The organism is Aminobacter sp. BA135 (genome assembly GCF_050859125.1).
GTDB lineage: Bacteria > Pseudomonadota > Alphaproteobacteria > Rhizobiales > Rhizobiaceae > Aminobacter > Aminobacter ciceronei.
Window position 1 is genome coordinate 70,831 of record NZ_CP139572.1, and the last position, 22,017, is coordinate 92,847.

Annotated in this window: 28 protein-coding genes; 16 read left to right on the forward strand and 12 right to left on the reverse strand. The window is 65.2% G+C overall.

Annotated elements, in window-relative coordinates; genetic code table 11:
- The first annotated feature begins 39 nt into the window (after positions 1-39).
- The 3 genes from SLT36_RS00340 to SLT36_RS00350 all read left to right on the forward strand — a co-directional run bounded on the left by SLT36_RS00340 (position 40) and on the right by SLT36_RS00350 (position 3,568).
- Positions 40-996 (forward strand): TAXI family TRAP transporter solute-binding subunit, encoded by a 957-nt coding sequence (locus SLT36_RS00340; protein WP_182573538.1) that lies wholly within the window; start codon positions 40-42, stop codon positions 994-996.
- 83 nt (positions 997-1,079) lie between these two features.
- Positions 1,080-3,191: a TRAP transporter permease gene (locus SLT36_RS00345; RefSeq protein WP_432285261.1), complete on the forward strand. Its 2,112-nt coding sequence runs from the start codon at positions 1,080-1,082 to the stop codon at positions 3,189-3,191.
- Positions 3,192-3,193: 2 nt separating this feature from the next.
- Complete coding sequence (locus SLT36_RS00350) at positions 3,194-3,568, forward strand: DUF1850 domain-containing protein (RefSeq protein WP_432285262.1); 375 nt, start codon at positions 3,194-3,196, stop codon at positions 3,566-3,568.
- On the opposite strand, the gene SLT36_RS00355 is transcribed toward SLT36_RS00350, so the two are convergent.
- Together SLT36_RS00355 and SLT36_RS00360 are read right to left on the reverse strand one after the other, a co-directional pair.
- Positions 3,558-4,820 (reverse strand): RNA polymerase sigma factor, encoded by a 1,263-nt coding sequence (locus SLT36_RS00355; protein ID WP_432285263.1) that lies wholly within the window; start codon positions 4,818-4,820, stop codon positions 3,558-3,560. The genes SLT36_RS00350 and SLT36_RS00355 overlap by 11 nt on opposite strands.
- Before the next feature lie 17 nt (positions 4,821-4,837).
- Positions 4,838-5,188 carry a YciI family protein gene (locus tag SLT36_RS00360; RefSeq protein WP_067965761.1) on the reverse strand — a complete coding sequence of 117 codons (351 nt, stop codon included), beginning with the start codon at positions 5,186-5,188 and terminating at the stop codon, positions 4,838-4,840.
- 270 nt (positions 5,189-5,458) lie between these two features.
- Here SLT36_RS00360 and SLT36_RS00365 point away from each other — a divergent pair, with 270 nt between their 5' ends.
- Positions 5,459-6,079 (forward strand): glutathione S-transferase family protein, encoded by a 621-nt coding sequence (locus SLT36_RS00365; protein WP_432285264.1) that lies wholly within the window; start codon positions 5,459-5,461, stop codon positions 6,077-6,079.
- A 250-nt stretch (positions 6,080-6,329) separates the two neighbouring features.
- On the opposite strand, the gene SLT36_RS00370 is transcribed toward SLT36_RS00365, so the two are convergent.
- Positions 6,330-6,482, reverse strand: coding sequence for a hypothetical protein (locus SLT36_RS00370; RefSeq protein ID WP_165915964.1), 153 nt, complete (start codon positions 6,480-6,482; stop codon positions 6,330-6,332).
- 287 nt (positions 6,483-6,769) lie between these two features.
- Entirely contained in the window at positions 6,770-7,450 is a 681-nt protein-coding gene (locus SLT36_RS00375; RefSeq protein WP_432285265.1) for an ArsR/SmtB family transcription factor, read from the reverse strand.
- A gap of 85 nt (positions 7,451-7,535) precedes the next feature.
- Here SLT36_RS00375 and SLT36_RS00380 point away from each other — a divergent pair, with 85 nt between their 5' ends.
- The 3 genes from SLT36_RS00380 (at position 7,536) to SLT36_RS00390 (ending at position 8,480) form a co-directional block, all read left to right on the forward strand.
- Positions 7,536-7,739: a DUF1127 domain-containing protein gene (locus SLT36_RS00380; RefSeq protein WP_432285266.1), complete on the forward strand. Its 204-nt coding sequence runs from the start codon at positions 7,536-7,538 to the stop codon at positions 7,737-7,739.
- Between the two features lie 64 nt (positions 7,740-7,803).
- Positions 7,804-8,139: an NIPSNAP family protein gene (locus SLT36_RS00385; RefSeq protein ID WP_432285268.1), complete on the forward strand. Its 336-nt coding sequence runs from the start codon at positions 7,804-7,806 to the stop codon at positions 8,137-8,139.
- Positions 8,136-8,480, forward strand: a complete 345-nt coding sequence (locus SLT36_RS00390; protein ID WP_432285270.1) for an antibiotic biosynthesis monooxygenase family protein — start codon at positions 8,136-8,138, stop codon at positions 8,478-8,480. Before SLT36_RS00385 ends, SLT36_RS00390 begins: the two co-directional genes overlap by 4 nt.
- 157 nt (positions 8,481-8,637) lie before the next feature.
- Here SLT36_RS00390 and mbfA read toward each other — a convergent pair whose 3' ends face one another.
- On the reverse strand, positions 8,638-9,621 hold the full coding sequence (gene mbfA / locus SLT36_RS00395) for an iron exporter MbfA (RefSeq protein WP_432285271.1): 984 nt from the start codon (positions 9,619-9,621) through the stop codon (positions 8,638-8,640).
- Between the two features lie 174 nt (positions 9,622-9,795).
- Between mbfA and SLT36_RS00400 the strand changes: the two genes are divergently transcribed.
- Entirely contained in the window at positions 9,796-10,119 is a 324-nt protein-coding gene (locus SLT36_RS00400) for a hypothetical protein (protein ID WP_432285273.1), read from the forward strand.
- Positions 10,120-10,269: 150 nt separating this feature from the next.
- Here the strand turns inward: SLT36_RS00400 and SLT36_RS00405 are convergent, their stop codons facing one another.
- The 5 genes from SLT36_RS00405 to SLT36_RS00425 form a co-directional block, all read right to left on the reverse strand.
- On the reverse strand, positions 10,270-11,091 hold the full coding sequence (locus SLT36_RS00405) for a DUF2066 domain-containing protein (RefSeq protein WP_432285274.1): 822 nt from the start codon (positions 11,089-11,091) through the stop codon (positions 10,270-10,272).
- A gap of 87 nt (positions 11,092-11,178) precedes the next feature.
- Positions 11,179-12,321, reverse strand: a complete 1,143-nt coding sequence (locus tag SLT36_RS00410) for an ABC transporter permease (protein ID WP_154384700.1) — start codon at positions 12,319-12,321, stop codon at positions 11,179-11,181.
- Positions 12,318-13,235, reverse strand: coding sequence for an ATP-binding cassette domain-containing protein (locus tag SLT36_RS00415; RefSeq protein WP_432285275.1), 918 nt, complete (start codon positions 13,233-13,235; stop codon positions 12,318-12,320). The genes SLT36_RS00410 and SLT36_RS00415 overlap by 4 nt, the downstream gene beginning before the upstream one ends.
- A gap of 71 nt (positions 13,236-13,306) precedes the next feature.
- Positions 13,307-14,263 (reverse strand): HlyD family secretion protein, encoded by a 957-nt coding sequence (locus SLT36_RS00420; RefSeq protein WP_432285276.1) that lies wholly within the window; start codon positions 14,261-14,263, stop codon positions 13,307-13,309.
- Entirely contained in the window at positions 14,260-14,943 is a 684-nt protein-coding gene (locus SLT36_RS00425) for a CerR family C-terminal domain-containing protein (RefSeq protein ID WP_432285277.1), read from the reverse strand. Before SLT36_RS00425 ends, SLT36_RS00420 begins: the two co-directional genes overlap by 4 nt.
- Before the next feature lie 79 nt (positions 14,944-15,022).
- Between SLT36_RS00425 and SLT36_RS00430 the strand changes: the two genes are divergently transcribed.
- The 3 genes from SLT36_RS00430 to SLT36_RS00440 are packed head-to-tail and all read left to right on the forward strand — an operon-like array spanning position 15,023 to position 17,278.
- On the forward strand, positions 15,023-15,499 hold the full coding sequence (locus SLT36_RS00430; RefSeq protein ID WP_067954556.1) for a CYTH domain-containing protein: 477 nt from the start codon (positions 15,023-15,025) through the stop codon (positions 15,497-15,499).
- Positions 15,496-16,428, forward strand: coding sequence for a CHAD domain-containing protein (locus SLT36_RS00435; RefSeq protein WP_432285278.1), 933 nt, complete (start codon positions 15,496-15,498; stop codon positions 16,426-16,428). Before SLT36_RS00430 ends, SLT36_RS00435 begins: the two co-directional genes overlap by 4 nt.
- A 52-nt stretch (positions 16,429-16,480) precedes the next feature.
- Entirely contained in the window at positions 16,481-17,278 is a 798-nt protein-coding gene (locus SLT36_RS00440; RefSeq protein WP_432285279.1) for a YiiX/YebB-like N1pC/P60 family cysteine hydrolase, read from the forward strand.
- Positions 17,279-17,291: 13 nt separating this feature from the next.
- On the opposite strand, the gene SLT36_RS00445 is transcribed toward SLT36_RS00440, so the two are convergent.
- Both SLT36_RS00445 and hrcA read right to left on the reverse strand, forming a co-directional pair.
- Positions 17,292-17,489, reverse strand: coding sequence for a hypothetical protein (locus tag SLT36_RS00445; RefSeq protein WP_067954561.1), 198 nt, complete (start codon positions 17,487-17,489; stop codon positions 17,292-17,294).
- A 23-nt stretch (positions 17,490-17,512) separates the two neighbouring features.
- On the reverse strand, positions 17,513-18,583 hold the full coding sequence (hrcA, locus tag SLT36_RS00450) for a heat-inducible transcriptional repressor HrcA (RefSeq protein ID WP_432288528.1): 1,071 nt from the start codon (positions 18,581-18,583) through the stop codon (positions 17,513-17,515).
- 149 nt (positions 18,584-18,732) lie between these two features.
- On the opposite strand from hrcA, the gene rph reads away from it, so the two are divergent.
- From rph to SLT36_RS00475, 5 genes are read left to right on the forward strand one after another with little or no spacing between them, the layout of a single operon-like run.
- Positions 18,733-19,449, forward strand: a complete 717-nt coding sequence (rph, locus tag SLT36_RS00455) for a ribonuclease PH (protein WP_432285280.1) — start codon at positions 18,733-18,735, stop codon at positions 19,447-19,449.
- 10 nt (positions 19,450-19,459) lie between these two features.
- Positions 19,460-19,870, forward strand: a complete 411-nt coding sequence (locus SLT36_RS00460) for a VOC family protein (protein ID WP_432285281.1) — start codon at positions 19,460-19,462, stop codon at positions 19,868-19,870.
- Positions 19,870-20,517 (forward strand): RdgB/HAM1 family non-canonical purine NTP pyrophosphatase, encoded by a 648-nt coding sequence (rdgB, locus tag SLT36_RS00465; RefSeq protein WP_432285282.1) that lies wholly within the window; start codon positions 19,870-19,872, stop codon positions 20,515-20,517. Before SLT36_RS00460 ends, rdgB begins: the two co-directional genes overlap by 1 nt.
- Entirely contained in the window at positions 20,517-21,683 is a 1,167-nt protein-coding gene (gene hemW / locus SLT36_RS00470) for a radical SAM family heme chaperone HemW (protein WP_432285283.1), read from the forward strand. The genes rdgB and hemW overlap by 1 nt, the downstream gene beginning before the upstream one ends.
- Positions 21,684-21,695: 12 nt before the next feature.
- Positions 21,696-22,016, forward strand: a complete 321-nt coding sequence (locus SLT36_RS00475) for a low molecular weight protein tyrosine phosphatase family protein (RefSeq protein WP_432285284.1) — start codon at positions 21,696-21,698, stop codon at positions 22,014-22,016.
- Position 22,017: the final 1 nt, after the last annotated feature.

The window sequence follows — 22,017 nt, forward strand, 5'->3', positions numbered from 1 at the left end:
CAGACCAGAGCGCGGGCGCGTCAATCGGAGGAGAGATACATGCTGCATCTGAAGTCGAAGCTATTTGCTGCCGGCGCCGTGGCCATCGGTGTCGCCCTGGCCGCAGTTCCGGCCAAGGCGGAACAGTTCATCAACGTGCTGACCGGAGGCACTTCGGGCGTGTATTATCCGCTCGGTGTCGCGCTGTCGGAAATCTACGGCAAGAGCATCAAGGACGTGCGCACTCAGGTGCAGGCAACCAAGGCGTCGGTGGAGAACTTGAACCTTCTGCAGCAGGGCAAGGGCGAAATAGGCTTCGCACTCGGCGATTCCGTCAAGGCGGCCTGGGAAGGCGACACCGAGGCAGGCTTCAGCAAGAAGCTCGACAAGCTGCGGGCGATCGCCGCCATCTATCCGAACTATGTGCAGATCGTGGCCGCCAAGGAATCCGGAATCAGCAGCTTCACCGACCTGAAAGGCAAGAGCCTTTCCGTCGGCGCCCCCAAGTCGGGCACAGAGCTCAATGCTCGCGCCATCTTCGGAGCGCTCGGCATGAGCTACCAGGACCTCGGCAAGACCGAATACCTGCCGTTTGGCGAGTCGGTCGAGTTGATCAAGAACCGGCAGCTCGACGCCACCTTGCAGTCTGCCGGACTTGGCGTCGCGTCGATCAAAGACCTTGCGGTGTCGTTGCCGATCACCGTCGTGGCGGTGCCGGCCGACGTCGCCGAGAAGCTGGGCGCACCATTCCAGGCAGCCACGATTCCGGCGGGCACATATGAAGGCCAGTCGGCCGACGTGCCGACGCTGGCGATCACCAACATCCTCGTGACGAATTCCGACGTGTCGGACGACCTCGCTTATGAAATGACCAAGCAGTTGTTCGACAATCTCGATCAGATGACCGCAGCCCATGCCGCGGCGAAGGCGATCTCCGCCGATAGCGCCGCCAAGGGCCTGCCCATCCCGCTGCATCCGGGCGCGGAACGCTATTACAAGGAAAAGGGCCTGATGTAGGCCCCGGCCCGCGCACAGGCCTGATCCAGCGGGGCGGCACCTTGCCGCCCTAACTTCCAACATAGCCCTTGCCGGAGCCAGCGATGTCGCGACCCGACGTCTCCCCGCCCGCAGCCGATTTCCATGACCCGACCGGCAGCGGCTTTGCCCAGACACCCGAAGGCCGGCTGCTGTTTTGGACGGCGGTTGCCTTCTCTCTGTTTCAGATCGCCACTGCGGCCCATGTGCTGAGCGTGCCGAGCCAGGTCCTGCGGGCGACCCATGTCGCCTTCCTGCTGCTGTTGGCCTTTCCACTGGTGGCGACGGCGCGCGGCGCCGGTGCGATCGGCAAGGCGCTGGCCTGGGGGCTCGCCTTCCTCGGCGTTGCGGTGGCGACCTACCAGTTCATCGAATATGAGCCGTTGATCCTGAGGGCCGGCGACCTGAACCAGGTCGACTTGGTCTTCGGCGTGATCGCCCTGGCAACCGTATTCCTCGCCGCCTATGCGATGATGGGACCGGCATTGCCGATCATTTCGGGAAGCTTCCTTCTTTACGCGTTGTTCGGCCAGTACCTGCCGTCGCCGTTGAACCATCGCGGCTACGACTTCTCGCAAGTCATCGACCAGCTGGCCTACGGCACCGAGGGTATCTACGGTATTCCGATCTACGTCTCGGCGACCTACATCTTCCTGTTCATCCTGTTCGGCTCGTTCCTCGAACGCGCGGGCATGATCAAGCTGTTCACCGACATCTCGCTGGGCTGCGTCGGGCACGCGCGCGGTGGCGCCGCCAAGGTGGCGGTAATCGCTTCGGGCATGATGGGCACGATTTCCGGTTCTGGCGTTGCCAATGTGGTGACCACCGGGCAGTTCACGATCCCACTGATGAAGCGGTTCGGCTACCGCCCTGCCTTTGCCGGCGGCGTCGAGGCGACCGCGTCGATGGGTGGGCAGATCATGCCGCCGGTGATGGGCGCGGTGGCTTTCATCATGGCCGAGACGCTGGGCGTGGAGTATTACGAGGTGGTGAAGGCAGCGCTCATTCCGGCCCTGCTGTATTTTGCCTCAGCATTCTGGATGGTGCATCTCGAAGCGGGCAAGCACGGGCTGCACGGGCTGCCGCGGGCGGACCTGCCCTCGCCGATCCGCGCGCTGCGCGAAGGCTGGTTCCTTATCCTGCCGCTGGCGGTGCTGGTCTACCTGCTCTTTTCCGGGTACACGCCGCTGTATGCTGGAACCATCGGCCTTGCGATGACCGTTCTGCTGATCCTCGGCGGTTCGGTGGCGCTGCGGCTGCCTTCAATGGTCATCCGGATGGTCTTCTGGATCGGGCTTGGCCTGGTGGCAGCGAGCTTCTTTCGCATCGGTATCGGCGCGATCCTTGTTGCGGCAGCGGCCCTGATCGCCGTCAACGCCTTCGTCAGCGGCGGCCGCGACACGCTGATCTCGTGCCGCGACGCCCTTGCGGAAGGCGCCAGGACGGCGCTGCCGGTGGGCGTCGCCTGCGCCGTCGTCGGCGTCATCATCGGCACGATGACGCTGACCGGAGTCGCGACAACCTTCGGCGCGTTCATCGTGTCGGTGGGCGAATCGAGCCTGTTCCTGTCGCTGGTCCTGACGATGGTGACCTGCATCGTGCTTGGCATGGGCATTCCAACCATCCCGAACTACATCATCACCTCGTCAATCGCCGGGCCAGCCCTGCTCGAACTGGGCGTGCCGCTTCTGGTCAGCCACATGTTCGTGTTCTACTTCGGTATCCTGGCCGACTTGACGCCACCGGTGGCGCTTGCCTGTTTTGCTGCGGCGCCAATCGCGCGCGAGAGCGGACTGAAGATCTCGTTAGAGGCCATCAAGGTCGCTGCAGCAGGCTTCGTCATTCCGTTCATGGCGGTCTACACTCCCTCGCTCATGCTTCAGGAAGGCGGGCCGATGGCAGCCGCCATCGGTTACTGGCCGGCAGTCGCCTACATCGTCTTCAAGACCGGGTTGGCCATCGCCCTCTGGGGCGCCGCAGTCGTCGGCTTCCTGCGCAGGCGCATGGTCGCATGGGAACGCCTGCTGGCGACCGCAGCGGCCTTCACCCTGGTCGCCGCCCTGCCGATGACGGACGAAATCGGTTTCGCGCTTGCGGCCGTCATCATAGGGCTTCACTGGCTGCGCACGCGCGGACAGCCCGAAGCTGGAGCGGCCGCAGGGAGCAACAAGGCCTGACCGTGGGCTTGTGCATAGTCGCCGGCTCAAAGGCCGCCGCGCTCGCGGTGGCCGCCTTCACGCTGAGCTGGACACATTCGGTGGAAAAACTGCGCTGGGAAGAAGACTGGCGCGTGAGCGACGGTAAACTCCAGATCGTTGGCGCCCGCGTGCAGGGCTCGGGCGCCGGCATGGACCCGCCCGAAGGCGCTGTCTTCGACAACGGCTGGTGGCGCTACACACCGAAGGTCGGCCCACAGGGAGTGCTGGTGCTGGCCGCATCGGGCGCCACCGGCGACGGCTGGCTGCTCTGCTCCAGCGAAGGCTGCCTGACGCTTGGCGAAGACGCCGAAGCGACGGTGATGCTGCGCGCCTGCGACCCCGCACTCAACCGCTGACCTGCCCGCTGCGTGAGGCTGCGTCGCCTCTGCGGCGCTTGAGGAACCGGCACACGGCCTGGTCGGGTTCGAGGCCGATGGCGAGTTCATAGGCCTTGTCGGCTTCGGCGAGATTGCCTGAGAGAGTCAGCAATTCGGCACGCGCCGCCCAATAGGGCTGGTATTCGTTGAGCCTGGCGTCGTCGATGGCGTCGAGCAGGGCCAGACCTTGTTCGGGCGCGCCGGCATAGGCCACCGCCACCGCACGGTTGACGGCAACGACCGGAGAGGCCGAGAGCGTCATCAGGCCGGCATAGAGGGTTGCAATCGCTGCCCAGTCGGTGCGGCCGGCACAGCGGCGCGCAGCGTGGGCCGACTGGACTGCCGCCTCGATCTGGTAGCGTCCGATGCCGTCCAAGCTGCTGGCACGCTGCAGCAATGCGTCGGCCTCGCCGATCAGACGGGCATCCCACAACAAGGTGTTCTGCTCGCCGAGCGGCACAAACTCGCCCAGCGGGTTGCGGCGGGCCGGCCGGCGCGCCTCGGCATGCAGCATCAGCGACAGCACGCAGAGCGCTTCCGGTTCGTCCGGCAGCAGGTCGACCACCAGCCGGCCGAGCCAGATGGCTTCGGAAGCGAGGTTGCGGCGGCGGGATTCGGCACCGCTGGCGTCGGTCCAGCCTTCGGCGAAGGCCGCGTAGATCGCCTCCAGCACCGCCGCCAGCCTTTCGCCGAGTTCGGTCTTCTCGGGAATGCGGAACGGGATGCCGGCCTGCCTGATGCGCGACTTGGCCCGCACCAGGCGTTGGCTCATCGACGAGGGCGAGACGAGGAAGGCCGAGGCGATGGTGGCGGCATCGAAGCCGAGGATGGTCTGCAGGATCAACGGGGCACGCACGCCGGCCTCGATCGCCGGATGGGCGCAAGCGAAGATCAGGCCAAGCCGGTCGTCGGGACATTTCTCGCGCGCCATCTCCTGTTCCAGTTCTTCGCCAATGAGCCTGAGATGGGCCTGGCCCGCTTCGCCGGTCATGCGCCGACGCCGCTGGTCGATGGACCGTCGCCGCGCCACCGTCAGCAGCCAGGCCTCGGGATGGTCCGGCACGCCGGTCTCTGGCCATCTGGACAAGGCCGCGGCAAAGGCGTCGGCAAGCGCGTCCTCGGCACCGGCGACATCGCGGGTGCGCGCCGCCAGCCAGGCAACGAGCCTGCCGTAGCTCTGGCGGGCAGCGGTTTCCGCCGCCGCCCGCGCCTGTTCGGCGCCCTGAGCCATGCTAGCGGGGAGCCATGCTAGCGGGTCGGCCAGATCGGGCGGACCTCGACGATGCCGTAATTGGCGCTTGGGCAACGCGCCGCCCAGCCGAGCGCGGCGTCAAGGTCCGGCGCCTCGATGATGTAGAAACCACCAAGCTGCTCCTTGGTCGTGGCGAAGGGGCCGTCGAGCACTTCGGTCTTGCCGTCGCGGACACGGACTGTCGTCGCCGAAGACGCGCCGCGCAGACGCTCGCCCGAAACCATGGCTCCAGCTTTGATCAGCGCTTCATTGTAGGCCATGTAGGGCGCGCTCATCTTCTCCTGGTCTTCCGGGCTCGCCGCCGCAAAGGGCGTGTCGTCGTGATGAAGCAGAAGCATGTACTGCATTGTCGTCTCCTGTTGTTCCCGGCCGCGTCGTCGCGGGCCGAACGGAAGTCGCGCCACCTCGACGGATTTCGACAGGCTAGCAGAGTTTCTTTCGGCCGCGCGCCGGTCGAATGCGAAAATCGATCCCGATCACGGAGGATCAGGCAGCGCAGCAGAGCCGTGGCGGCTGGACCGGCGAAAAATCGATCCTGTCAAGCGCCTGCCCGCCTTGAGCAGGATGTCGACGGCATGTCATATCCGAGCGCCGTGCGAGAACGGCAGGGGGCAGAAATGTACAGGCTTTATACACGCGCCGGCAGCGGCGGCTTTGTCGTCGAGGCGGCTTTCGCTCTGGCGGGTGTGCCATTCGAACGCATCGAAGTGGTCAAGGGCGTCGAGCCCGCAGCCGAGTTCCGCCAGATCAGCCCGCTCGGCCAGGTGCCGGCGCTGGTGCTGCCGGACGGGCAGGCGATGACGGAGTCCGCTGCGATGTGCCAGCTGATCGCCGAGCGCCATCCCTACGCCCGGCTGGCGCCGTCGGTGGATGCGACAGGCCGCGCCGACTTCCTGCGCTGGATGGCCTTCCTGACATCGGTGACCTACCCGGCGCTGCTGCGCGAATATTACGCTCATCGCTACACGACGGACGCCGGCGGCACCGAGGCGGTGCAGGCGGCCGCAGTCGCCGAGGCCGAACGCAGCTTCAATGTTGTCGATGCGGCGCTGGAAGGCCGGGACTGGCTGGCCGGAACGCATATGTCGATCGCCGACGTCTATCTGCTGATGCTGGCGTACTGGCACCCGGAGCCGGCCAAGCTCGCTCTGGCCTGGCCCAACATTGCGCGCCTCTGCACGGTTCTCAAGGAGGATGCAGTGCTGAAGGAGCTGAACGCCAGCCACGCCATGTGGTGAAGGCGGAATGGCCCGTATGAACGGGCCGATCGGCAAGGCGCCCGCACCCGCAAAGAAGCAGCGCGCCGGTTTGTCATCATGTCTTGAAGAGCTCGTCTGGGGTTGGCCGGGCTTGCGCCGCCGGCGTAGCGAGCAAGCCGTTAGATGCGCGTGGCGACAATCGCCCGGCGCTCGCCGCGCAAGGTGGTCGAGCGGTGATCGCTGGTCGGCCGCGCGATGCGACTTTCGTGACGTCCGGTAACAGTCATGATCAGTGGAAGGTCACGCGCGACTGAAGCGTGTTTGTGCGGCGCGCACAGGCAGGTCCCGGGCCGCGCATGTAGTGGCGTTCGGGGCGGTAGGTCGGGGCGATGAATTCGCGAAACGCCACAGCGGCGTAAGTGAGGTGGTTCCAGATAGCCATTGTTCTTATCCCTGTCCGCCCGGGGCTCGTCCCGAACGTGAAAGCGATCATAGCCGGCGGGTGTGAATCTTCGGTGAACGCGATGTTAATCTTCGTGTGAAAATGCGCCCGATCAGGGCTGAATAGTGTTTTTTTCTAGGCATTTAGACCGGATCGGGCGGCATTGGTTAAGATGTGTCTTTTGCGCCACCGATGTAACGACCAATTGCCGCGAAACTATCCACAGGTTTCGCGGCGCGGTTACATCGGCAGGGGCTGTCAGCGGCGTGGCTGCGACGGATCGGGCGTCAGGCGAGGAACAGCTTCTCGAAAGCCTTGCGTCCTGGCGGGGTGAATTCGACGACGCGGCTGCCTGTTGGGCGGCGCGCCCATTTCTCGGCGAGGATCTTGTCGAGGATCGCAGTGCCGAGCGATCCCGCCAGATGCGAACGCCTGACGCTCCAGTCGAGGCAGGCGCGGCACATCGGCCGGCGCGAGGCGCCGAGCGTCGAGGTATCGATGCCGATGGCGGCGAAGAAACCCTGGCCCGCCGGGCCCAGCCTGATCTCCTCGTCGTCGCGGACGATGATCTCTTGGGCAATGAGGCGGTCGAACATCGCCACTGCATGGTCGCCGGCGAGATGGTCGTAGCAGACGCGGGCTTCACGCATCGACGTGTCGCGTGGGCCCGGACGCGCGCGCTTGGGCCCGGAATGGGCGGCGACGCCGCTGATCGCCTCGATCATGTTGGCGACCTCGGCACCTGACAACGCGTAGTAGCGATGCCTTCCCTGGCTCGCCACCGTCAGCAGCTTGCCGTCCATCAACTTGGCGAGATGCGAACTGGCCGTCGGCAGCGATACGCCGGCTTCGAGCGCCAGCTCGCTGGCTGTCAGCGCGCCGCCATCCATCAGCGCGGTCAACATGTTGGCGCGCGCCGGGTCGCCGACAAGGCTGGCGATGCGGGCGATATCAGGTCCTTCCTTCATGGCGTCACTACCTCCATGGTTTGATGGTAGTCGAAGCATTCTCGCCAGGCAAGAGGTAGTCTCCGACCAGACAGAGGAGTGAGCCATGACGACGAAAACCCAATTCGCCACCACGCCGAGACGCCTGCCGCCGGGTGTGTTCGGCCGGGTGCTGGCATTTCTGTCCCGCGGCTACGACAGGCATCTGCAACGGCTCGACCTTTCCGAACTGACCGACGAACAACTCGATGACATCGGCGTCTCCCGCCGCGACGCCGAGAGCGAAGTCGCAAGACCCTTCTGGCGCTAGCACGCGAACTCGGCCCGATGCTTCGACGCCGGCCGAACCATTGCCAACATTTCCGGAGACCAAGATGACCATCACCTGCTTCATCCGCTACGAGATCGACCCGTTCGGCAAGGCTGCCTTCGAGGCCTATGCCCGCAATTGGGGCCAAGCGATCCCGCGCTGCGGAGCAGACCTCGTCGGCTACTTCGCCCCACATGAGGGCTCAACGACGACCGCCTACGGCGTCTACAACATCGACAACCTGGCCGCCTACGAAGCCTATCGGGCGCGACTCGCCGCCGACCCGCTGGGGCGTGAGAACTATGAATTCGCCGAGCGGAAGAAGTTCATCCTCAAGGAGGACCGCATCTTCCTGAAGCTGGCCTCGGAGCCACATGCATCGCTGGTGAGGCAGCCATGATCGCCGTGATTTTCGAAGTTGAACCGGCGGAGGGCCGGCGCGACGCCTATCTCGGCATCGCCGCCGACCTGCGCCCGCTGCTCCAGAGCATCGACGGCTTCCTGTCGATCGAGCGGTTCCAGAGTCTCGTTGATGACAAGCGACTTCTGTCGCTGTCGTTCTGGCGCGACGAGGAAGCTGTGAAGGCCTGGCGCAACACCGAAGAACACAGGCAGGCGCAGATGGCAGGGCGGCGCGGCGTATTTTCGGCCTACAGGCTGCGCATCGCGCATATCGTGCGGGATTACGGGCTGACCGAGCGGGCGGAAGCGCCGGGGGATAGTCGAGATATGCATGGGTGAGGTCAGGCTTTCCCGCCCCTCTGTCCATGACCCTATGCGCTACCCTTAACCGCCTGAAGGACCTTCTGCACGTAAGGACGGGGAAGGATAGGGCCGCAACGTCGGTCTCCCTCCCCCCATCCTTCACGGGGAAGGGGTGATGAGCAGCGCCCAGGCATCACGCATTGCCGATCAGCACGCCTGCGGCGAAGACCAGCGCGCCGCCGAGGACCACCTGGAAGGCCGCGCGCAGGAACGGCGTCTCCATGAAGCGGTTCTGGATGAAGGCAATGGCCCAGAGCTCGAAGAAGACAATGATGGCGGCAACCGTGGTGGCGGTCCAGAAATGTGGAATGAGATAGGGCAGAGCATGGCCTAGGCCGCCGACAGCGGTCATGATGCCCGAGGCAAGACCACGCTTGAGCGGCGAACCGCGCCCCGACAGCTTGCCGTCGTCATGGGCGGCTTCGGTGAAACCCATCGAGATGCCGGCGCCGACCGAGGCAGACAGGCCGATGAGGAAGGTCTGCCAGGTATCCTGGGTGGCGAAGGCGGCTGCGAAGATCGGCGCCAGCGTCGACACCGATCCGTCCATCAGGCCGGCAAGGCCCGGCTGGACATAAGTAAGGATAAACTGGCGACGCTCGCCCGCCCGCTCCTCGTCCTTGACGTCCTCCGGCACGAGCTTATCGCCCAGCCGCTGGGCGAGCGACTCGTGGCCTTGCTCGGCGGCGGCGAGGTCGCCCAGCAGCTTGCGGGTCGAGGCGTCGCTCGTCCGCTTCATCGCCTCGACATAGAAACGGTAGGCTTGGCGCTCCATATCCTCGGCCTGGTCGCGTACCTTGTCGATGCCGAGGGGACGCACCAACCAGTCCGGCTTGCGCTCGTAATAGCCCCGGACATGCTCGCGGCGGATCAACGGAATGCGCTCGCCGAAACGGGCCCGATGCAGTTCGATGAGTGCGGCGCGGTGGCCGTCCTCCTCCTCGGCCATGGCATCGAACACCTTGGCCGATTGCGGAAACGCGTCGCGCAAGCCGTCGGCATAGGCGCGGTAAATGCGGCCGTCATCCTCCTCCGATGAAATGGCGAGAGCCAGGATTTCCTGCTCGGACAAAGAATCGAAGGCGCGGCGGCCGAAGCCGAAGACACGGGACAACATCTGCGAATCTTCCAGTTTAGAATAATTCTAAACTATGCATTCGACGCTGACCGGTCAATATGGGCACCTGGCGTGATCTATTTGCCGCATGTCCAAGAAGCTGCGGCGGCCCGCCTTGTTATAGGGAAATGTATGGCTATATAGCCTAATCTCACCTGATAGAAGGAATGCACAATGGCGGCCAAACAGCACGCGCATCACATCGACCCCAAGCCCGTGCTCGAGCTGATCGCCAGCATCGAAGCGGACCTCGCCCGCCTCAAGGGCATGCTCCAACCGCAGCCGGAACAGTTCGACCCGGCCAACCCGCACAACAAGACCTGCGATGGCAAACTGACGCCCGACGGCGTCGAATGCTGCTACCGCTTGTTCGACGAGGGCAAGTCGCGCTACTCAGTGTCCCAGGCGATGAAGATCTCGTTCGCGGCGGCGACGCACAGGTTCAATGCGTGGCGCAAGGCTGGTGGCGAGAAGCGGGTCAGGTCGCTGATGGGGTGAGGAGTGTTCGCGGCAGGCCAACGATTTGGCTCTTCCAACGACGAACGCCCGAAGCACGGCCACCTCTCCCATTTCGTGAGGGAGAGGAATCGCCAACCTCATAGGCGCGGCCTCGCAGACCCGGAGCGCCTCGCCTCTACAAGGCGGCCACTACGGCGCCTCATGCCCCGACAGCACCTGCGCGGCGCCTGAGACGGCGTTGCGGAAGGCGTCATCGAAGCCGACGCCTGAAATGCCCCAGCGCGTGGCGGGCGACGCGTCGGCGATGCGCCATTCGGCGACCCAGCCGGCAGGCTTGCTGTTCCAGACGATGGTGCCGACAAGCGCCCGCTCGCCGCCGGCCATGCGGGCCAGGATGCCGAGGCGCGCCGGATCGGCTTTCGCGAGGGTCGAAGCCGAAAGCCCCGCCTGCATCAACTGTTGCTGCGACGGCAGCAGAAGCGGCAAGGCTGCCTTGTCGGCGGCGCTGACCAGCGCTGCGCGCATGTCTTCATCGCGCGGGGCAATGCTGTCGCTGGCCAGCATGCTGGCCCTCCCCTTCATGTCGAGGGCGCCGATGACGGCGACAAGTTTTGGACGCTTGAGCCAAGGTTTATGGTCGAACGACTTCAGGAAGGCGTCGAGTTTTGCGCGGTCGAAGACGCAGGTCAGGTCGTGCGGGCGGTCGTAGCTGCCCTGCTCGTCATGAATAGGTGTGCCACTCATGCGGTCGCGGAAGCTGTGGCTGGCGATCAGCTCGCCGGCATGCGCGGCTTGTTCGGCAAGGCGCGGCTCATTGAGCAGCCTGCTGTCGCCGGTGACCCGGACGACGACATCGCGCAGGCAATTGGCAAAACCGATGTCGCGCCGCTCGGGCGCGGTGCCGCTGGTGATCGTACCGACGGTATAGAGGTCATCGGCCCTCGCCTGGCCGACGCCAGTGAAAAGCAGCAGGAGCGCTGTCAGCGCGTTGCTTAGTCCGCCGCGAAGCATGTGCCGCACCTTCAGCCGGGAGCAGGCAGCCTAGCAGAGCCATGGGCGGCGCAAAAGCTCATGCCACAAGGCAGCTGCCAGACCTTCTCAGTCCAGAGTGCGGCGGAAGCGGAACAGGGCCAGCCCGGCGAACACGGCAACGAACAGGCCGAGAATGCCGACTTCGACGGCGATGGCCGGCAGCTCTGCACCCTTCAGCATGACGGCGCGGATGATGCGCAGGAAATGCGTCAGCGGCAGGATCTCGCCCAGCGCCTGGGCCCAGCCGGGCATGCCGCGATAGGGGAACATGAAGCCCGACAGCAGGATCGACGGCAGGAAGAAGAAGAAGGTCAGCTGCATCGCCTGCATCTGGGTGCGGGCAATGGTCGAGATGGTGTAGCCGAGCAGCACCAGCGCCAGCACGAAGACCAGGATCGCCGACAGAAGCAACGACAGCGAGCCGATGAACGGGATGGCAAACAGCAGCTTGGAGGCGACCAGCACCACCGTCACCTGCACCGCGCCGACGACAAGATAGGGCAAGACCTTGCCGAGCATGATCTCGGCCGGGCTCGCCGGCATGGCGAGCAGATTTTCCATCGTGCCGCGTTCGGTTTCGCGGGTCAGTGCCATAGACGTCATCATCACCATGGTCATCTGCAGGATGACGCCGAGCAGGCCGGGCACGATGTTGTATTGCGAGATGCCCTCGGGATTGTAGCGGCGATGGACGACGACCTCGAGCTGCCCCTTGGCGGTCTCGGCGGAAGACGCTTCCATGCCCTGGGCCCTGAGCAGCGCCTGGTTGGCCACCGTGCCCAGCGTAGACACGGCACCGCTGGAGGCCGAGGGATCGGTGGCGTCGGCCTCGATCAGGATCTGCGGCGCGTCGCCGGCCGCCACCCGGCGGCCGAAATCGGCTGGGATGGTGACGACGAAGGCAACCTCGCCGCTGGCCATCAGCTCCTCGGCCTCGGCGGCGGTATGGGCGATGTGGTCGAAGCGGTAGTAGTTGGTGTTCTGCAGCGCCGAGACCATGGCCCGCGTGTACTGGTCGTTGCTGGTGGCGAGCAGTGCTGCGGGCAGGCTCTTGGGGTCGCTGTTGATGGCGAAGCCGAACAACACCAGCTGCATCAGCGGCACGCCGAGCATCATGGCGAAGGTGATGCGGTCACGCCGCATCTGGATGAATTCCTTGGTCAGCAGCGCACCGAGCCGCGCAAAGGAAAAGAAGCCGTTGGCGGTCATGACATATTGTCCCTGGAAGCGGCCATGAACTGGATGAAGACGTCCTCGAGGCTGGTCTCGCCCGGCGCGACGGTCACGCCTTCGCGGCTGCCGATGTCGGCAAGGGCTGCCTCGAGCTTCTGCCCGTCGGAGCCGACGACATGAAGCGTGGCGCCGAAGGGGGCGACCTGCTCGACGCCGGGCCGGCCTTCAAGCGCTGCGGCGATATGGTCGAGCCGCGGGCCCGAGACGACGAAAGTGGTCAGCCCGGCATTGCGCACGACGTCCTCGACGGTGCCCGACGCCAGCATCTTGCCATAGGAGATGTAGCTGATGCGGTGGCAGCGCTCGGCCTCGTCCATGTAGTGGGTGGAGACGAGCACGGTGAGCCCGCCGCGCGCCAGGCGGTGGATCTCGTCCCAGAATTCGCGCCGCGCCTTAGGGTCGACGCCGGCCGTGGGTTCGTCGAGTAGAAGCAGCTTCGGCTTGTGCATGATACAGGCGGCGAGTGCCAGGCGCTGCTTCCAGCCGCCCGACAGCGTGCCGGCAAGCTGGTTACGGCGCGTGGTCAGACCGAGCTCTTCGAGGGTTCGGGCGACATGCTCCTCGACAGGTCTGAGCTTGTAGAGCCGGGCAACGAATTCGAGGTTCTCGCCAATCGTCAGGTCCTCGTAGAAAGAGAACTTCTGCGTCATGTAGCCGACTTCGCGCTTGATCTTGAGGCTGTCGGTGCGCAGGTCGTAGCCCAGCACCTGGCCCTCGCCCTCGTCGGGCGTCAGCAGGCCGCACATGATGCGGATGGTGGTTGTCTTGCCCGAGCCGTTGGGCCCGAGGAAACCGACGATCTCGCCTTCGGCGACGGTCATGGTAACATGGTCGACGACGGTCTTGTCGCCGAAGCGCTTGACGAGGTTGGTGACTTCGATGGCGTTCATGGGTGCCGTAGGCAGGGCGGTAAGTGGATAGGGCAACGGGGCAGCAACGCTCCTGGTTTTGCCCTACTGCCTTACTCCCCTACTCCCTTCTCCAGTGCCACATCGACGATCTGGCCCGGCTGCAGCGCCGAGTTGGCGTCTTCGGGGCGCGCCTCGACGAGGTAGACGAGCTTCTGCCGGTTCTCGAGCGAGTAGATGACCGGCGGGGTGAATTCGGGATCGGGCGAAACATAGCTGACCTTGGCGGTGAGCCCGTCGGCGCAGCCGTCGCAGCGTACGGCAAGGCGGGTGCCGACATGAACGGAGGAAAACGCGCTCTCCGGGATGAACAAGGTCAGCTTGACTGCGCCGTCGGGCAGCACCGACAGCACCGGCGAGGACGGGCCGGCGGTGTCGCCGGCATTGCGGATGACGTCGTCGATGCGGCCGGCGGCGGGTGCGGTCAGCGTGCGCTTGGACAGCCGCCACTCGGCCTGGCCGAGCGCTGAGCGGGCCTGCTCGACCTGCTTTTCGGCAGCCTTGATCACCTCACTGCGGGCCGGCAGGCGGCCGACGGCGAGGTTGGCTGTGGCCTGTCCAAAGGCCGCCTGGGCGACTTCGAGCTTGGTCGTCGCGTCGTCGAGCTGGGCCTGGGTGGCAATCGAACGTCGTGCGAGATCCTGGGTACGGGTCAGGCTGCGCTGAGCATCGTCGGCCTGGGCCTGGCTGGAGCGCTCGGCTGCCTCGAGGGCGGCGATCTCGTCGGGACGCTTGCCGATCTTGAGGTCGGCGAGCTGCGCCTCTGCCTGGGCAAGGGCTGCCTCGGCCTGGGTCACCGCGATCCTGGCATCGCCGCTTTCCAGCGTGACGACGGGCTTGCCTGCCTCGACGCGGTCGCCGCGGCGGACGGAAACGGTTTCAACCTGCGCCACCTCGATGGGAGCGAGCTGGACATAGTCGCCCTCGACATAACCGACGGCCAGAGGTGCCGGGCCGGCACAGGCCGTAAACAGCTGTGCGGCAAAGGGTATGGAACACAGAACACTCATGGCTTTCCTGCCTTTCGCGCAGCGATGACGGCTGCGACGTTTTCCCTAGCGATGCCGATGACCTTGCCGACTTCGGCGGGGCCGATGTCGCCCCAGCCCATCCGGCGCAGGACTGCGGCGCGGGCGATGCGGAAGTAGACGACCTGGCCGATCATCATGAAGACGCTGATCCTGACGCGCTCACTCTCGGCCTCCTCGCCGGTGGCGGCGGCCCAGAGGTGACACAGCCTGCGGTGCACCGGCTCAAACACGCCGCTGTAGATACGGTCGAGCGCATCGGTCGGCGTCGACAGCTCGCGCAGCACGAACTGGACGATCTCGCCAGCCTCGGGGCGGGCGACCATGAAGCCGACCATGCGCTCCACCGCCGCCTCGATCTGGGACTCGGCCTCTGCGGCGGAAACTACTTGCGGCTGGGCCAGCCCGGCATTGCCGAGCGCCTGGCTGGCGATCGCCTGGATGGTCGCCACGACATGGTCGGCTGCGGCCAGCCTCAGCCCTTCCTTGCCGCCGAAATGATAGGCGATCGAGCCGATATTGGCATTGGCTGCGGTGGCTATCTCGCGCGTCGAGGTGCCGTCGAAGCCCTGGCGGCCAAACAGTTTCAGGGCAGCCATCACGAGTGCCAGGCGGGTGGCGTCGGCTGCGGAGGGATTTTGCGGGGTCTGTGTCTTGCTCATTCCGGTGATTTAATCAATCGATTGATTAAAGTCAAATGAAACGTTGCACCGACTGCCGGGCCGCGCTTTATTGGCGTCCATGGCCAAGGAAGTCGAACGCAAGTTCCTGGTAAACGGACAGGAGTGGCGAAGCCTTGTCGAAGGCAGGATCCGCATCCGCCAGTTCTATCTCGCCTCGAATACCGGCCGCTCCGTGCGGCTGCGCATCTCCGATGGCGAAGTGGCGACGCTGACGCTGAAATTCGGCTCCAGGGGTCGCGTGCGCGACGAATTCGAGTATCAGGTGCCCCTCGCCGAGGCCGAGGAGATGATGGATTTTGCCATCGGCCGTGTCATCGAGAAGACACGTCACCATGTTAGCCATCGTGGCCGCCTCTATGAGATCGACGTTTTCGGAGGCGAACTGAGGGGGCTGATCATCGCGGAACTGGAGACGCCGGAGGATGTTCCGGCATCCGAACTACCGGCTTGGCTCGGCCGCGAGGTGACCGGCGATCCGCGCTACTACAATGCGTCGCTCGCCCACAGCGACGACGTCCCGGAGGCCGTTGCATGAGCTTTCGCATCGATCCGCGCCTGGCGCTTACCGGCGAGGTCCGCCGTATCGCCGGCGAAGAGATCGAAAAAATCGCCGCCCATCTGGTCACCGCCCGCGACAATCCCGACAAGGCGCTGCACAAGGCGCGCCGGCGGCTCAAGGCGCTGCGTGCGCTGTTGCACCTGGTGTGGCCGGGCGACGAGGCCTTCTGCCGCGCGGAGAACGACCGCTACCGCGCCATCTCGGCCTCGATCGCGGCACCACGGCAGGCGACCGCGCTGATCGAAACCATCGACCGGCTGGCTGAGGATTTCGCCGAGTACGCCGCAGACGCCGGGCTGATCGCAATCCGCGCCATGCTGGTGCGCCATCGCGCGCAGGCAGCCCATGGCGATGCAGGCCTGGACGCCGTACTCGACACGGCAATCGGCGAATGCCAGGCAGGTTTCGAAGCGCTGCAGTCCCTCGCTCTGCCCGACCTGCCGGAGCATGCCGCCGACGTCCTGGCAGACGGCGCCTTGGCGACGCTGAGGCGGGCGCGCAAGGCGCTGCAGCAATCCCGCGAGCGCGGCGAAGCGGATGATTTTCATGAGCTGCGCAAGGCGGTGAAGCGGCATGCCGCACACCTGTCCCTGCTGCGCAAGCTGTGGCCCTCGCCGGTCAAGCCGCGCCGCGAGCGCGTCGAAGCACTCGGCGAAAGCCTGGGCGAGTTGCACGACGTGTTCGTTATGCGCCAGCTGATCGAGTCCGGCGAAAAGCCGTTCGACGGCCCCGAACCGAAACAGCTGGTCAGGCTGCTCAAGCGCTCGGAGAAAGCGCTGCGCAAGCTGTGCCTCGCCGACGCCGCCGAACTGTTCGAGGACAAGCCACGGCGCACGGCGCGCAGGCTGGCCAAGAAGGTCCGCGACGACCTCGGCGGAACCGTGGCGGAAACTGAAGCCGACTAGCTGTTTGCCCCGCTGGCATCGCCGGCCCGGCTCATGTTACGTCCTGTGCGTCATGACGCAAAAGACCGACACCCTGCTCGACCGTCTCGGCCGCTGGCTCGCCTCCCGGCTGCAGGTCGAATCCTCCGGCTACGAGCCTTACACACCTTCTGACCCGGACACGCTGCGGCGAACGCTGGAGCCCGGCGACATCCTTCTGATCGAAGGCAACCAGCGCATTTCGGCCGTCATCAAGTATCTGACGCAGTCGACCTGGTCGCATTCTGCACTCTATGTCGGCGACGCGCTGCCGGAGCCAACGGACGGATCGGAGCGGCCACGGCTGATCGAGGTCAATCTCGGAGAAGGCTGCGTTGCCGTGCCGCTGTCGAAATACCGCACCTACAACACCCGCATCTGCCGGGCCAACGGCCTGTCACCGGAGGATCGCGATCATGTCGTCAGATTCATGGTGCAAAGGCTCGGGCTGAAATACGACCTCAAGAACATCACCGACATGCTGCGCTACTTCATTCCGCGGCCGCCGGTGCCCGTGCGCTGGCGCCGCCGCATGCTGGCCTTCGGTTCCGGCGACCCGACACGCGCCATCTGCTCGACGATGATCGCGCAGGCCTATGGTGAGATCCGCTATCCGATCCTGCCCGAGATCACCCGCGCCCCCGGCCGCGCTTCGGCGCAGTCGACCTACATGCGCCAGGAGATCATGCACATCCGCCACCACTCGCTGTACACGCCGCGCGACTTCGACCTGTCGCCCTATTTCCGCATCGTCAAACCAACGCTGGAATATGGCTTCGACTACCGGCAGGTGACGTGGGGCGAGCAAGACAAGGCTGGCAACAAGGCGTGATTGCCCCGTCTGCTCACTCTTCCTGTTCGGAAAAATCGTCGTCGAGGCGCTTTTCGAGGTCGACGAGGTCCTTGGGCAGCGGCAGGCCCTGGGCGCGCAGCTCGGAGAGCTTCTCGCGCAGCTGCTCCTGCAACTCGTGTGAATCCTCGGGCTGGTTGACCATTTCCTGGAGCAGCACGGCTATCTGGGCCTTGATCTGTTCGAGTGCCATGGTCGGTTCTCCGCAGTTTCAGCTCACCTCAGCATGCGCGAAATCAGCTGCGCCGTATAGTCGACCATCGGCACGATGCGGGCATAGTTGAGCCGGGTCGGGCCGATGACGCCGAGCGCGCCGACGACGCGGGCATCCTTGTCGCGATAGGGCGCGACGACCAGCGACGAGCCGGACAGCGAAAACAACCGGTTTTCCGAGCCGATGAAGATGCGCACGCCCGAGCCCTCTTCAGCAAGATCGAGCAACTGGATCAGCCCGTCCTGGGTTTCCATGTCCTCGAACAGGTGCTTGAGCAACTCGATGTCGGCCTGGGCGGTGACGTTTTCGAGCAGATTGGCGCGGCCGCGCACGATCAGGCGCGCCGGCAGGCCGCTCTCGGCGCCGGCCCAGACGGCGAGACCCTTTTCGACGAGGTCCTGCGACAGCGTGTCGAGGGCTGCCTTGGTCTCGTCCTTGATACGGGCGATCTCCAGCCGGGCCTCGGCAAGGGTACGGCCTCGAATATGGGCGTTCAGGAAGTTCGACGCTTCGTGCAGTTGCGAGACGGTGACGCCGAGCGGCAGCTCGACGACGCGGTTCTCGACATCGCCATTCTGCGACACCAGCACGGCGAGCGCCTTGGTCGGTTCGAGCTGGATGAACTCGATGTGTTTGAGCGCGACCTCGTTCTTGGCGGCGAGGACGAGGCCTGCGCCGCGCGACATGCCCGACAGCATCTGGCTCGCCTCGGTCAGCATATGCTCCAGCGTGGCGCCCTCGCCCGAAGCCTTGACCTGCGCCTCGATTGTCCGGCGTTCGTCGTCAGGCAGATCGCCAAGCTCCATGAAGGCGTCGACGAAGAACCTGAGCCCCTTTTGCGTCGGCAGGCGGCCGGCGGAGATGTGCGGCGCGTAGACGAGGCCGAGCTGCTCGAGGTCGCTCATGACATTGCGCACGGTGGCCGGCGACAGCGACGAGGGCAGCATGCGCGACAGGTTGCGCGAGCCCACCGGCTCGCCGTCGCGCAGGTAGGAATCGACGATGCGCCGGAAGATGTCGCGCGAACGCATGTCGAGCGACTGCAGGCTGGGATCGGGTACCGCTTTGGTCATCTGCTTCATGGTCTCCGTCCAAAATGATATAGACGCCCGCGGCACGAACACAACTGCTCCAGCAGCGGAACCGGTTTTCCTTTGCGCTGGTCCTGCCATGGGGCTACAAGCCGGCAACAATTTCCGATTTCGCTATAGAAAGTAGCCGTATGCGCCCCTCCAAACGCCAGTTCGACGAAATGCGCGCCATCTCCTTCGAGCGCAACATCTCCAAGCACGCCGAAGGCTCGTGCCTGGTCAAGTTCGGCGACACCCATGTTCTGTGCACGGCCAGCCTTGAAGAGAAGGTGCCGGGCTGGATGCGCAACACCGGCAAGGGCTGGGTGACGGCCGAGTACGGCATGCTGCCGCGCTCGACCGGCGAACGCATGCGCCGCGAAGCCTCTTCCGGCAAGCAGGGCGGCCGCACGCTGGAAATCCAGCGCCTGATCGGCCGCTCGCTGCGAGCCGTGGTCGACATGCAGGCGCTCGGCGAGCGCCAGATCACCGTCGACTGCGACGTCATCCAGGCCGATGGCGGCACCCGCACGGCCTCGATCACCGGCGCGTGGATCGCGCTGTACGATTGCCTGCGCTGGATGGAAGCGCGCCAGATGGTCAGCATCGACAAGGTGCTGAAGGACCATGTCGCGGCGATCTCCTGCGGTATCCATGATGGGCAGCCGGTCATCGACCTCGACTATGTCGAGGATTCCTCGGCCGGCACCGACGCCAATTTCGTCATGACTGGCAAGGGCGGCATCGTCGAGATCCAGGGCACCGCCGAAGGTACGCCGTTCTCGGAGGAGGAGTTCCTGCAGCTGATGGGCCTCGCCCGCAAGGGTATTGCGCGTCTGGTCGACCTGCAGAAGATGGCGGTGGGCTGAGGCTCTCGCCATGCAGCCCTCGGCGATCCTCGAATCCGCGCTCTATGTCACCGACCTCGATGCCGCAGAAAACTTCTACGGCGAGGTGATGGGGCTGGAGCGGATCGCCAAGGTGCCGGGGCGGCATGTGTTCTTCCGCTGCGGCCAGGGCGTGCTTCTGCTCTTTTACGCCGAGGCGACGCGGCAGTCACCGAAGCCCGATGCCAGGCTGCCGGTGCCGCCGCATGGCACGTCAGGCCCGGGGCATCTGTGCTTTGCCGGCACGGCCGAAGAAGTCGAGGACTGGAAGACGCGGCTCGAAGGCGAGGGCATCGCCATCGAAGCTGATTTCGAATGGCCCAATGGCGGCCGTTCCATCTATTTCCGCGATCCCAGTGGCAATTCGCTCGAGATCGCCGAGCCGAAACTATGGGGCCTTTGATGCGCAAGCTTGCCGACAATGAGATCGTGATCGCCAGCCACAATGCCGGCAAACTGCGCGAATTCGCCGACCTGATGGCGCCGTTCGGCATCGGCGCCAAGTCGGCCAAGGAATACGGCCTGCCCGAACCCGACGAGACCGGCACGACCTTCGAGGAAAACGCCTACATCAAGGCGCTGGCCGCGGCGACCGCGACCGGCCTGCCGGCAATGTCTGACGATTCAGGGCTGGTGGTCGACGCGCTCGACGGCGCGCCCGGCGTCTACACCGCCAACTGGGCCGAAAAGCCGGATGGCACGCGCGACTTTGCCATGGCAATGCAGCGCACCGAGGACGCCCTGCAGGAGCGCGGCGCCAACGCCGTCGCGCAGCGCACCGGCCGCTTCGTCGCCGTCATCTGCCTGGCATGGCCGGACGGACACGCCGAGTATTTCCGTGGCGAGGCCGAGGGCAATCTGGTCTGGCCGCCGCGCGGCGAAAAGGGTTTTGGCTACGATCCGGTGTTCCTGCCGGAAGGCTTCGACAAGACCTTTGGCGAGATGAGCGCCGAGGAAAAGCACGGCTGGAAGCCGGGCCAAGCCGACGCACTGTCGCACCGGGCGCGGGCTTTCCAGAAGTTCGCGCGCGCCATGCTCGGTTCGGCCTGATGGCCTTTGCGTCGCTCAGCCGCGACCCCGGCTTCGGCGTCTATGTGCACTGGCCGTTCTGCGCGGCCAAATGCCCTTATTGCGACTTCAACAGCCATGTCCGCCACCAGCCGGTGGACCAGGAACGCTTTGCCCGCGCCTTTGCCACGGAACTGGCAAATATGCGCGCCCGCACCGGGCCGCGCGAGGTGACGAGCGTGTTCCTCGGCGGCGGTACGCCGTCGCTGATGCGGCCGGAGACGGTGGGCGCCGTGCTGGAGGCTATCGCCTCCAACTGGACGATCGCAGACAACGCCGAGATCACGCTGGAGGCGAACCCGTCGTCGGTGGAAGCAGAGCGCTTCCGTGGCTACCGATCGGCCGGCGTCAACCGCGTCTCGCTGGGCGTGCAGGCGCTGAACGACCAGGATTTGCGCTTCCTCGGGCGGCTGCACAATGTCGAGGAGGCGCTGCATGCGATCGGACTGGCACGCGAGATTTTTCCGCGCCTGTCCTTCGACCTGATCTATGCCCGACCCGGCCAGAAGCCGGATGCCTGGGCGGCGGAGCTGAAGCAGGCGATCGGTTATGCCGTCGACCATCTGTCGCTGTACCAGCTGACAATCGAAGAAGGCACGCGCTTCTTCCAGCTCTACAATGCTGGCAAGTTCGAGATCCCCGACGGCGAGCATGCGGCCGAGCTCTACGCCATCACGCAGGAAGTGACGGCGGCGCACGGCCTGCCGGCCTACGAGATTTCCAACCACGCCAAACCGGGCGCCGAGAGCCGGCACAATCTGACCTACTGGCGCTACGGCGAATATGTCGGCGTCGGCCCCGGTGCCCATGGCCGCTTCCTGGAGGACGGCACGCGCATCGTCACCATCGCCGAGAAGCTGCCGGAGCGCTGGGTCGAACTGGTCGAGCAACGTGGCCATGGCGTGGTCGGCGGCGAGACGCTGACACGCTCGGAAGAGGCCGACGAGTTCCTGCTGATGGGCCTCAGGCTGGTCGAAGGCATCGACCTCGCCCGCTACGAGCAGTTTTCCGGCAAGTCGCTGTCTTCGGCACGGTTGTCGATCCTGCAGGGCGAAGGGCTGGTGGCGCCGATCGGCAATTCGCGCTTGCGCGCGACGCCTGAGGGCATGATCGTGCTGGACGCCGTCGTGGCCGACCTGGCGCGGTAGGCGGGGACTGCGATGAAGAACGTGCTCTTCGTCTGCAGCCAGAACAAGTTGCGCAGCCCGACGGCCGAGCAGGTGTTTGCCGCCCGGCGCGACATGGAGGTCGACTCGGCTGGCACAAACCACGATGCCGAGAACCCGCTGACAGCGGAACTGGTGGCGTGGGCCGACATCATCTTCGTCATGGAAAAGGCTCACCGCACCAAGCTGCAGAAGAAATTCCGCAGGTCGCTGAAGGCGCGCGTCGTCTGCCTCGATATTCCCGACGACTACGCTTTCATGGACCCGGCACTGGTGACGCTGCTGGAAGAGCGGGTGCCGAGGCACCTGCGCTAAG